This is a genomic window from Nostocoides australiense Ben110, assembly GCF_001050535.1.
GTDB lineage: Bacteria > Actinomycetota > Actinomycetes > Actinomycetales > Dermatophilaceae > Nostocoides_A > Nostocoides_A australiense.
This window is the reverse complement of the sequence record NZ_HG764815.1, coordinates 2193906-2203353: the sequence shown is the minus strand read 5'-3', so window position 1 is coordinate 2203353 and position 9448 is coordinate 2193906. Positions and strand designations below refer to the sequence as shown.

Genomic DNA, 9448 nt, shown 5'->3' with positions numbered 1-9448 from the left:
CCGCTTCGCCGGCTTTGAGAGCGCCCTCGCGGTCGGTGGCGGCCAGCTCGATCAACACCGGATCGCGCGGCGTCGAGCCCGCGGGCACGCTCCCTGCGGGGTCGGCGGCCGAGCGGGCACCGGCGCCGGTGATCCGCAGGCTGCGCTCGCCGTCGGGCCACAGCACGAGCAGGCTGCCGCTCGGCGCGACGAGCAGTATGCCGGTGCCCCCGCTCGTGCGTACGCCGGCGACGTCGGTGCTGTCCTTGGCGTACTTGGCGTAGGCGGCATACACCTCCCCCGCCGGAGTCGACGCACCCTCGGGCGTGACCAGGCCGCGGAAGATCTCCACCTTCGTCGCGCCGCCGGGGGTGTAGGCCAGCGGCAGGTAGACGATGGGGCTGACCTGCTCCCGCATGAGCGCGCCGAGCAGGCGAGCCGTCTCGGCGCCGTGGATCTGCTCGGTGTAGTTGTCGCCCGGCCAGGCGGTGCCGATCTCCCAGCCCCCGATCGGGATGCGCACGGTCAGGTGCCGGCGTATGTAGTCGAGCAGGTCGGGCAGCAGGTCCGGGTTCTCGTAGAAATGCAGCTGGTATGACGTGACGGCGCCGGAGTTGATCGCCGCCCAGTTCGCCGCGACCATGGCGCGGATGCGCTTGGCCCGCCCGTCGCTCAGCAGGCTGCGCAGGGCGTCGACGGAATCGACCATGCCGAAGCGGGCCTGCGGGCCCTCGTTGCGACGGCCGAACCACTGCTGGTAGAGGGCGAGGGCTTCCTGCTCCTTGCCGGCGTCCATCAGCTCACCGGCGAGCTCGATGCCGTTGCCGGTGCTGGAGATACCCGCGTCGAGGATCGTCGCGTCGGGGTCGCCGGCCTTGATCGCCTCGCTCGCCATCGTGACCAGCCGGGTGTACTCCTCGGGGGTGCCCGACCAGAAGTTGTTGGCGTCGACCTCGTTCTCGATGGCCCACGACTTCACACCGCGGCCCGAATAGAGCTTCACCATCGTCGTGACGAACTGCTGGTATGCCGCGGGGTCGTCGGGGAATGTGCTCGGGCTCTTGCGCGTGCCCTCGGCCGGGTCGAGTTCCTTGTTGCCGCCGCCGCAGTTGCCGACGCGGATCTTGAGCATCAGCCGGTAGCCCAGGGCCTGGGCCTGGCCGAGGATGCGCTCGACCTGGGCGAAGCGGGTGCCCTCGGGCCGGTCGCGCAGGGCGCACCATTCGACCTCGAAGAAGGTCTCACCCCACCCGACCTGCTGGGCGTAGGCCAGCGGTGGCTTGAGATTCCAGTTCCACTTGATGCCGAGGTCGACCTTGCCGGTCTCCATCAACACCGGCGGGACGACGCCCATCGTGCCCGAAGCCATCGTCGCCGGCGTGGTGGCGCGACCGGTCGGGCCGGCGCCGTCGTCGCAGGCGCTCGCGGACAGCACCAGCGTCGCCGCGGCCAGGGTGGCCAGGGCCTTCTTGACCATGTCGGTCAGCCCTCCGCGGAGCCCGCGGCGAGGGAGCGGGGGTAGCCGTAGCGCGTCAGCAGCGGCGTGGTCAAGGCCGTCACGACGGCGGCCTCCTTGCGGTCCATCGCGCCGGCCCATTCGTTGTCGAGTCGCACAGCAGTAGGACCGATCGACATGCGCGCAGGGTTCCCGGCGACGGTGTGGTTCGCGGGCAGGTCGAGCCGGCCCTCGTCGTCGACGAGACGGTCGACACCCGTCAGGCCGAGCGCGTCGGCGAGGACCTGCAGCGACTCGCGGGGGTGCGTCGCGAAGCTCTCGTAGCGCATCCGCACGTAGTGCGGCGAACCACGCCAGGCCCGCTCGAGGCCGGCGTTCCACGCCGTCCACAAGGTGGCCGACTTCACGACGCCGCGGCGCTCCATCAACCCGCCGGAGTCGTTCTTCTCCTTCTTGCGCTGCCACGAGAAGGCGGCGGCGCGCGGGTCGCGCACGAGGTGCACGACATCCAGGGCGAGCCCGGGCACCCCGGCGAGCAGGGCGGCATACGTCGGAAGCTTGGAAGAGTCGACGATCACCGACTTGCCGGAGACGGTGCCGATCGCCTCATACAGCGGCGCGAGGACGGCGGCCAGCGCCTCGGGGGCGCTGGAGCGCTCCGCGGGGGTGCGGGCCAGGCGCGGCAGCGTGCGCAGCTGGGTGTACGCCGTCAGCTGCTGGTGCATCTGCTGGGCGTCGGGCACCGCGGCGCCGTATGCCGTGCGCAGCACCTCCTGCCAAAAGGGGCAGTCGGCGAAGGCGGCCCCGCAGCCGCACAGCCGGTTCTCGGTGATGCCGCGCTCCCACAGGTAACGCAACTCGCCGACGCTGACCGCATCGCCCAGGCCGCCGAGAGCGTTGGCGACGACGGTGCTACCGCTGCGCCCGGTCCCCCCGACGAACACGACCCGGACCGAATCGCCGTTCGTCATCGGCTTTCGCCCTTCAGTTCTCGTAGGTCTCGCGGCGGACCCGCTCACGCGCGATCAGCTCGTCGTCGCTGCCCTCACGGCTGCGGCGCAGCACCTCGGGGATGGCGAGGAGGAGGACCGCCAGGGCGAGGCCGATGAGCGCGGCCGAGATGGCGCGACGCAGGATCTCGGTGGTCCACGGCAACTGGGTGACCTCGGAACCGATCGACTCGGTGATGCTCGCGGCCTGACGCGACTCGATGTCGGTCTTGGCTGCCGAGCGCTGGGCGAGGGCGGCGCGGGCGTTGTCGACGGCAAACTGCGGCGCGGTGAACTCGGCCTGCGCGTCGGCGACCTCGGTGACCCGCTTCTCGGCGGCCTTGAGGGCGTCCTCGATCGGCTTGGTCGTCACCGTGTCGGGGCGGCCCTTGGCCGTGGCGAGCGCGACCTTGAGCGAGGTCACCTCGGAGGTCGCGGTCTGGTATTCGCGGTCGGGGTTGGTCAGGCCGGTGGACTTCTGCACCTTGGCCAGCTCGGCCATCGCGGTGTCGAAGCGGTTCTTGGCCTCGTCCTCGGCGACCTGGGCCTGGCGCAGCGACGGCGCGAACGCCTGCTCCTGCACGGCCGAGGGAATGGCCTGCATGACCTTCTCGACGATTGCCTGGTCGGTGTCGGCGAAGGTCACGTGGACCAGCTCGGTGTCGGCGATGCGGCTGGCCGAGATGCCGTCGCGGATGCGCTTGACCGGGGTGCCGGCCGTCTTGGCGATCTTGGACAGGACCTCATCGGAGGTGGTCGCGTTGACGAGCGACCCGGCGACCAGGTTGATCGAGGCGACGGTGGGGTCGCCGACCGGGTTGGTCGCACGCAGGTCGACGGAGCTGGTGTACTTCGTGCCGCTCGGGGCGTTCAGGCCCAGGACCAGCAGCAGCGCCGCGAGCGGGATGATCACCAGCAGCCACAGGCGGCGACCAAGGCGGGCGAGCAGTTCGCGAAGTTCCATAGTGAGGTGTATCCGACTCTTTCGACAGGTACGGGTGCAGTAGGCAACTGAGTCTCGGCGGCGCCAGCGGGAGCTAGCCTGCGGGCTGTCGCCTGCGCGACGGCGCGCCAAGGCCCAGCGGCCACAAGGGACTACGATACACCCCGGCCATCGGGGGACTTCCCCGCCATGCCGCTTCGCGCCCGCACTGTGGAAGGTCGCCTGGTCATCGTGACGTCCGATGCACGCCCTCAGCCCCCGCTCTTCATCGTCGGTGCACCGCGCTCCGGCACGAGCCTGGTCTATCGGGCGCTCGCCCTGCACCCCGATGCCTCGTGGATCAACAACTACCAGCGGCGGCTGCCCGGTGTCAGCGCATTGGCGGTCCTGAACCGGCTGGGCGCGCGCCGGCTGGATCAGCGGCGGGCGGTGTGGTTCGGCGCGTCGGGCGACAACGCCTACCGCTACAACACCTCGCGGTCGCTGGCCGAGCGCTTCTTCCCGCAGCCGGTCGAGGGTGAGCCCGTCTTCGAGCACTGCGACGTGCCGGAGGCGTGGGACGGGTCGCCGGTCACCGACAAGCAGCGGCGCCTGCCGGGCCTGCTGGCGCGCACGACGGGGCGCAGCGGCGGGCGGGTGCTGCTGAGCAAGCGGATCGGCCACAACCGCCGGATCGGGTTGCTGCACAAGCTGATTCCTCAGGCACGCTTCTTGGACGTGACCCGCGACGGCCGGGCTGTCGCCTATTCGCTGAGCCGGGTGGACTGGTGGCCCGAGATGCCCGTGTGGTGGTGGGACGACCGCACCCCGCAGGAGTGGGCAGCCGAGGGCAAGGACCCGCTCGAGTTGTGCGCGCGGCACTGGGTCGAAGAGACGCGGGTGATCGAGGAGGGGCTTGCGTCGGTGCCCGCCGGGTCGGTGCTGCGGATCCGGTATGAGGACCTGGTCGCCGATCCGTCGCGTGTCCTGGGCGAGGTGGCCGCCTTCGCCGGTCTCGATCCCGACAACGCCGTCTGGCAGGCGGAGCTGTCGAAGATCTCCTTCCCCGACAAGAACGCCGCCTGGAACGCAGAGATCCCGGCCGAGCAACGGGCGGCCCTGGCCGTCATGGACGACCAACTCAACACCATGGGATACCGCTGATGACCTCCTTGCCCCCCGGCTTCATCCTCGGCACGGGCCGCTGCGGCTCCACCCTCGTGCACGAACTCATCGCCCGGCATCCCGCGACCGGCTTCGTCACCAATCTCGACGACCTCGGCATCCGGCAGGGCAACGCGCAGCAGCTGACCCTGTGGCGCCGGCTCCCGGCCGCGGTGTCGGAGAAGGGCCGAGCCCGGCTGGCCCCGAGCGAGGGCTATCGCGTGCTCGCCCGCGAGGTCTCCCCCATGCTTGTCGACCCGGCCCAGGATGTGACGTCCGCCGACCTGACGCCCTGGCTCGACAAGCGGCTGCACGCCTTCGTCGAGAAGCGGATGTCCGGTCTGGAGTCCGCCGAGATCTTCCTGCACAAGTTCACCGGCTGGCCGCGGGCGTCGCTGATCGCCGCCGCCTTCCCCGACGCCCGGTTCGTGCACATCGTGCGGGACGGGCGGGCCGTCGCGAACTCGTGGCTGCAGATGGACTGGTGGAAGGGCCACCTCGGCCCCGCCGGTTGGCACTTCGGGCCCCTCTCGCCCGAACTCGACGAGGCCTGGGACGCCGCGGGGCGCACCCAGCCCGCGCTCGCGGCGATCGCCTGGTGGATCCTGGTCGACCGCCACGAGGAGTGCGCCGCCGAACTGGGAGATCGCTGGCTCACCGTGCGCTACGAGGATGTCCTCGAGGACTCCCGGACCCACCTGACCCGCATCCTCGAACACCTCGGCCTGACCTGGACCGACGCCTTCGAGTCCGGCATCTCCCGCTACAGCCTCTCCTCCGGCCGCAAGGCGGCCTACCTGCAGGATCTCACCCCCGCCCAGGTCGCCACCATGGAGTCCCTCATCGGCGACCAGCTGGCCCGCTACGGCTACCGCTGAGCCCGCGCGCCGGCAACACATGACGAGCCTCCACACCCACTGCTGGGGGTGACCACTCCGGTGGCGCGCCGCCACGACACCTCGAGGAAAACGAACCGGGGCGAACCACGGTAGGACGCCACGAGCAGCCTGCCCCTACGGAACTCGACCGCGGCGGGGCCGACGATGCCCGCGAAACGGGGGCGCGAGGAACGAGCGCACCCGCCGAGGGGGAGGAGGAGACCCCGCAAAACGGCTCAATACGCGCCTTCGGCCTTGACGACGGCGCGGACGGTGCGCATGAGGATCATGACGTCGAGGACGGGTGACCAGTTGTCGACGTACCAGAGGTCGAGGCGCAGGGACTCTTCCCAGTTCAGGTCGGAGCGTCCGGAAATCTGCCACATGCCGGTCAGGCCGGGGCGCACGCGCAGCCGGCGCAAGGCGTCGGGCTCGTAGGCGTCGACCTCGCGCGGCAGCGGCGGGCGGGGCCCGACGAGGGACATCTCGCCGCGGAGGACGTTGATCAGCTGCGGGAGTTCGTCCAGGGACAGGCGACGCAGGATGCGGCCGGGCTTGGTGATCCGGGGGTCCTGCTTGTGTTTGAAGAGCATCTCGTTGACCTGCTGGTGCGCCGACAGTTCACCGGAGAGCAGGCGCTGCTCGGCGTCGACAACCATGGTCCGGAATTTCACCATCGGGAAGGTGCGGCCGTTCTCGCCGACCCGCTGCTGGATGAAGAAGACCGGCCCGCGGTCGTGCAGCTTGATCGACACCGCGATGAACAGCCATACCGGCATCGACACCAGCGCGATCAGGCTGGCGCACACGACGTCGATGACCCGTTTGGCGAAGGCGTCGAAGCCGCCGATGGTCGGGCCTTCGACGTGCAGCAGGGACATCCCGGCGGCGGGCCGCAGAGTCAGGCGAGGGGCCGCGACCTCGTTGATGCCGGGGTGGACGAACAGTTCGACGCCGATCTCGGACAGGGCCCAGCCGAGGCGGCGCAGCGCCTTCCCCGAGAAAGAGGCGTCGGAGGCGACGACGACGGCCTCGGCGCCGGTGTCGCGGACCGCGAGGAGCGCGGTCTCGGGGCCGCCGTAGACCTCGACGTCGGCGACCCGTTTGGGGTCGGGCAGGTCGGATGCGCAGGCGCCGACGACCTTCATCCCGGTCGACATCGGGTCGTTCTGAATGGAGGCGATCATGTCGTGGACCGCCAGGCCGCGCCCGACGACGATGGTTGGCTGCAGCGCGTGGCCGCGGGTTCGCGCTCTGGCGAGCCGGCCGCGAAGGATGCGCCGGGCCAGGACGGTGAGCAGGAAGGTGAGGGGCACGGCGACGAAGAACAGCAGGCGCGACATCCGCCAGTTCAAGATGACGAGGGTGACCGACAGCAACGCGAGCAGGATCACCAAGGCCCGCCCGATGCTTCGGTACTCATCCAGCCCGATGCCCAGGGTGTTGACGTTGTAGGCACCGGAGCGACCGCATACCAGCACCCACACGACCGGGACGACGGCGGTCAGCAGCGCGACCCGCAGATTGGGGACCCCCTGATAGCGCCACAGCGCCGCGACGAAGCAGGCCAGCAGGGCCGCGAGGAAGTCACTGACGATGACCCGATTGCGATACCGGGTCCGCCACCCCTGGCCCGGCCCTTCCTTGTCCACATTGGGGAGCATCCAGTCCGGGGTATGCCAGTGCACGGACTGGCTGTGCGGCCTGGGTACGGTCGTCTGCAACGACGGATTCGAGTCAGCGTCCTGTTGGTGCTGATCCGCCTGTGCTGCCCCGCTCACACTTTCCTCCCGACTTTCACCTGCGGTCTTTCGCGCCGCTCGGTGATACCCATGTGACCAGTGGTTCTGAGGAACGGATTTGTTCCCTGGGGGAAGGTACCGCAAGAGACCCCATTACCACGAGTTTCCCCCAAACTAAGACCGCCACGCCGCCCCACTGAACCGGCGCGCGGTTCGCGGAGCGACGTGGCGGAAGACCATGTGGATCAGGCCTCGGCATCTGCCTCGGCGCCGGCCTTCGCCTCGGCGGGGGCCTCCTCGGCCTCCTCGGCCGGCTCTTCCTGCTCGATGCCGGCCTCGGCCTCGGCCAGTTCGGCGTCCAGCGCCTCCTGGGAGATCATCGCCGTGACGTTGACCACGAGGCTCTCCGGGTCCGTCGCCAAGGTGGCGCCCGCCGGCATGGTCAAGCCCGCGGCGAGGATCTGGGCGCCGGCCTCGAGGCCCTCGATGGACACCTCGATGTTCTCGGGGATGTTGGTGGCCTCGACCTCGATCTGCACGGTCGGGCTCTCGACGTTGACGACGGTCTCGGCCGCCGCCTCGCCGACGGTGTGGACCGGGACGTCGACGGTGACCTTCTCGCCCTTGCGGACGACAACCAGGTCGACGTGCTCGATGACGGGCTTGATCGGGTCGCGCTGCACGTCCTTGGCCAGGGCCAGCTGCTCGTTTCCGTCGATGACGAGGGTGAGCAGGGCGTTGGCGTGCTTGAGGGCCATCATCGTGTCGTGGCCGGGCATGGTGATGTGGATCGGGTCGGTGCCGTGGCCGTAGACGACGGCGGGCACCTTGCCGGCGCGGCGGACGCGGCGCGCCGCGCCCTTGCCGAACTCGGTGCGGAGCTCGACGTCAAGACGGTTCTCGGTGGACAACTGCTTCTCCTCAAGGCGGGTGGCGGCCTTGGGGGAGGTCGCCATGGGGATCGGTATGCGGTGGCCCCGGGTCGCTGGTCGCTGCGGGGGCGCGACATCATCGGGCACCACCGCGTCGATCACGGGCGGCGGATCGCCGCCCCTCGCCGAGGCATCGTTCCTAGAGTAGTCGCCTCATCCCACCGGGACGAAATCCGCGAGAAGCGGACGCGGCGCGGCCGAGACGGGCGGGACGGGGACGCGGCGCGGCCGAGACGGGCGGGACGGGGACGCGAGGACGAAGCGGCCCGCCGAGGCGAGAAGGAGACGGTGCGCAGAGTGCTTACAGCTCGTCGAAGAGGCTCGTGACCGAGCCGTCCTCGAAGACCGCGCGGACTGCCTCGGCGATGAGCGGGGCGACGGACAGGACGGTCAGCTTGTCGAAGTACTGCTCGGGGGTCAGGGGCAGGGTGTTGGTGACGATGACTTCCTGGGCGCTGGAGCCGGCGAGTTTCTCGACGGCGGGGTCGGAGAAGATCGCGTGGGTGGCGGCGATGACGACGCCGGCGGCGCCGGCCTCCATGCAGGCCTCGGCGGCCTTCACGATGGTGCCGCCGGTGTCGATCATGTCGTCGACGACGATGCACACGCGGCCGGCAACGTCGCCGACGACCCGGTTGGCGACCGAGACATTGGGCCGGTGGATGTCGCGGGTCTTGTGGATGAAGGCCAGGGGGGCGTTGCCGAGGCGGCGCGACCAGTGTTCGGCGACCTTGATGCGGCCGGCGTCGGGCGAGACGATCGTCAGGTCCTGGCGGGCATACTTCTCGCCGACATACGCCGACAGCACCGGCAGGGCCATCAGGTGATCGACGGGGCCGTTGAAGAAGCCCTGGATCTGGTCGGTGTGCAGGTCGACCGCCATCAGCCGGTTGGCGCCGGCGGTCTTGAACAGGTCGGCGACGAGGCGGGCCGAGATGGGCTCGCGGCCGCGGTGTTTCTTGTCCTGCCGGGCATACCCGTAGAACGGCAGCACGACCGAGATCCGCTTGGCGGAGGCCCGCTTCAGCGCATCGACCATGATCAGCTGCTCCATGATCGCCTCGTTGATCGGGGCGGCGTGCGACTGGAAGACGAAGGCGTCGCACCCGCGGACCGACTCCTCATAACGCACGAAGATCTCGCCATTGGCGAAGTCGTAAATCTGTGTGGGCACCAGTTCGGTGCCGGCAAGTTCGGCGACCTCCTCGGCGAGATCCCGGCCGACCCGGCCGCTGAAGATCATCAGGTTCTTGCGGGTCTTCTTGGTGATGCCGGTCATGCCTGGCGCTCCTCCCCCGCGCGCGGGCCGGGATGCCCGCCGGGATCCCCGGCCGGCGCCGGGTTCTGGTCCAGGGCGGTCTGCGCCGCCGCCGCGGTCTTGGTGCC

Annotated in this window: 8 protein-coding genes; 2 read left to right on the top strand and 6 right to left on the bottom strand. The window is 70.0% G+C overall.

Going from position 1 to position 9448, the window contains the following annotated elements; translation table 11 throughout:
* From BN11_RS10645 to BN11_RS10635, 3 genes are all read right to left on the bottom strand, one after another.
* Positions 1-1456, bottom strand: a 1456-nt coding sequence (locus BN11_RS10645; RefSeq protein ID WP_048697456.1) for a hypothetical protein, incomplete at its 3' end; no start/stop codon positions are given.
* 5 nt (positions 1457-1461) lie between these two features.
* Complete coding sequence (locus BN11_RS10640; RefSeq protein WP_048697452.1) at positions 1462-2406, bottom strand: sulfotransferase; 945 nt, start codon at positions 2404-2406, stop codon at positions 1462-1464.
* Between the two features lie 13 nt (positions 2407-2419).
* Positions 2420-3388 (bottom strand): GumC domain-containing protein, encoded by a 969-nt coding sequence (locus BN11_RS10635; RefSeq protein ID WP_048697449.1) that lies wholly within the window; start codon positions 3386-3388, stop codon positions 2420-2422.
* 210 nt (positions 3389-3598) lie between these two features.
* On the opposite strand from BN11_RS10635, the gene BN11_RS10630 reads away from it, so the two are divergent.
* Entirely contained in the window at positions 3599-4510 is a 912-nt protein-coding gene (locus tag BN11_RS10630) for a sulfotransferase family protein (protein WP_162213211.1), read from the top strand.
* Positions 4510-5388 (top strand): sulfotransferase family protein, encoded by an 879-nt coding sequence (locus BN11_RS10625; RefSeq protein WP_048697444.1) that lies wholly within the window; start codon positions 4510-4512, stop codon positions 5386-5388. Before BN11_RS10630 ends, BN11_RS10625 begins: the two co-directional genes overlap by 1 nt.
* A 236-nt stretch (positions 5389-5624) precedes the next feature.
* Here the strand turns inward: BN11_RS10625 and BN11_RS10620 are convergent, their stop codons facing one another.
* The 3 genes from BN11_RS10620 to BN11_RS10610 form a co-directional block, all read right to left on the bottom strand.
* Positions 5625-7112 (bottom strand): sugar transferase, encoded by a 1488-nt coding sequence (locus BN11_RS10620; RefSeq protein WP_157044080.1) that lies wholly within the window; start codon positions 7110-7112, stop codon positions 5625-5627.
* A 263-nt stretch (positions 7113-7375) separates the two neighbouring features.
* A complete protein-coding gene (locus tag BN11_RS10615; protein WP_157044079.1) occupies positions 7376-8086 on the bottom strand; it encodes a 50S ribosomal protein L25/general stress protein Ctc in 711 nt (236 codons plus the stop codon).
* A 277-nt stretch (positions 8087-8363) separates the two neighbouring features.
* Complete coding sequence (locus BN11_RS10610) at positions 8364-9341, bottom strand: ribose-phosphate diphosphokinase (RefSeq protein WP_048697443.1); 978 nt, start codon at positions 9339-9341, stop codon at positions 8364-8366.
* Positions 9342-9448: the final 107 nt, after the last annotated feature.

Bases quoted from the DNA above. Each gene is read 5' to 3' on its own strand.
- BN11_RS10640 (WP_048697452.1), bottom strand. From the start codon at position 2,406: ATGACGAACGGCGATTCGGTCCGGGTCGTGTTCGTCGGGGGGACCGGG.
- BN11_RS10635 (WP_048697449.1), bottom strand. From the start codon at position 3,388: ATGGAACTTCGCGAACTGCTCGCCCGCCTTGGTCGCCGCCTGTGGCTG.
- BN11_RS10625 (WP_048697444.1), top strand. From the start codon at position 4,510: ATGACCTCCTTGCCCCCCGGCTTCATCCTCGGCACGGGCCGCTGCGGC.
- BN11_RS10615 (WP_157044079.1), bottom strand. From the start codon at position 8,086: ATGGCGACCTCCCCCAAGGCCGCCACCCGCCTTGAGGAGAAGCAGTTG.
- BN11_RS10610 (WP_048697443.1), bottom strand. From the start codon at position 9,341: ATGACCGGCATCACCAAGAAGACCCGCAAGAACCTGATGATCTTCAGC.